Source organism: Streptomyces sp. DvalAA-14 (genome assembly GCF_900091855.1).
GTDB lineage: Bacteria > Actinomycetota > Actinomycetes > Streptomycetales > Streptomycetaceae > Actinacidiphila.
The window spans coordinates 1-1,301 of sequence record NZ_FMCH01000443.1; the positions used below are offsets into that span (position 1 = coordinate 1).

1 protein-coding gene is annotated in these 1,301 nt (G+C 71.6%); it reads left to right on the plus strand.

Annotated features, from left to right (window positions below; all coding sequences use genetic code 11):
- Positions 1–242 precede the first annotated feature (242 nt).
- Entirely contained in the window at positions 243–1,100 is an 858-nt protein-coding gene (locus GA0115240_RS23780) for a 3-hydroxybutyryl-CoA dehydrogenase (RefSeq protein ID WP_093739456.1), read from the plus strand.
- Positions 1,101–1,301: the final 201 nt, after the last annotated feature.

Genomic DNA, 1,301 nt, shown 5'->3' on the forward strand with positions numbered 1-1,301 from the left:
ATCCGTCACCACTGGCCGCCACCGGGCGGGCAGGCCGTGCGCCCGACACCCGGTCGCGGGACCGTGCGCCCCAACCTCACCATGCTCCCCGCCGGCCCCGCGACCAACCCTCCGGGCGGCCGTGTCGGGTCCCGGGCCGGACCCGCGGCCGAGCGGCGGCCCCGAACACCCCCGGTGCGACCGGTCAGCGGTAACGTCTGTCCGGTACTGCCCGGAGAGCGGACAAGGCGAGGGACTGACGAGTGAGTGACATCCAGCGCGTCGGAGTGGTGGGCGCGGGTCAGATGGGGTCCGGTATCGCCGAGGTGTTCGCGAAGGCCGGGCTGGACGTCCGGGTCGCCGACACCACCGCCGATGCGCTGGAACGGGGCCGCGGCCGGCTCACCGGCTCGCTCGACAAGGCCGCCGAGCGGGGCAAGATCAGCGCCGCCGACCGGGACGCGGCCCTGGACCGGCTGACCTTCACCACCGACCTGGGCGAATTCGCCGACCGCGATCTGGTGATCGAGGCGGCGGTGGAGAACGAGCAGGTCAAGACGGACATCTTCGTGGCGCTCGACCAGGTGGTGACCCGCCGGGACGCGATCTTGGCCTCCAACACCTCCTCCATCCCGCTGGTGCGGCTCGCAGTCGCCACCTCGCGTCCGGACCATGTGCTGGGCATCCACTTCTTCAATCCGGCGCCCGTCCAGCGCCTGGTGGAGCTGATCCCGGCCCTCACCACCGGCAGCGACACCGTCAAGCGCGCGGAGCACCTGGTCACCGAGGTGCTGGGCAAGCACGCCATCCGCGCCCAGGACCGGTCCGGCTTCGTGGTGAACGCGCTGCTGGTGCCGTATCTGCTGTCCGCGATCCGGATGTACGAATCGGGCATCGCGACCCGCGAGGACATCGACAACGGCATGGAAATGGGCTGCGCCCACCCGATGGGACCGCTGCGGCTGTCCGATCTGATCGGCCTGGACACGGTGGCCGCCATCGCCGACTCGATGTACCGCGAGTACAAGGAGCCGCTGTACGCGGCGCCGCCGATCCTGCAGCGGATGGTGGACGCGCGGCGGCTGGGCCGTAAGTCCGGGGCCGGGTTCTACACGTACTGAGGCGGCCGGGCGGGCCCGGGCGGGCGGCCTAGGCCGTGTCTGACAAATAGCGCCGTCCGCCCGCAGGGCGGGGCCCCGCGGCGTCTGGTGCGTGCGATCGCAAGGCGGAGGGTCGTCCTCGTAGTGGGCTACTCGGACGACCCCGACAACGCAGCGAGCGCGCGTGCCAGGCGTCGCGGGGCAGGCGAGATTTGTCAGATA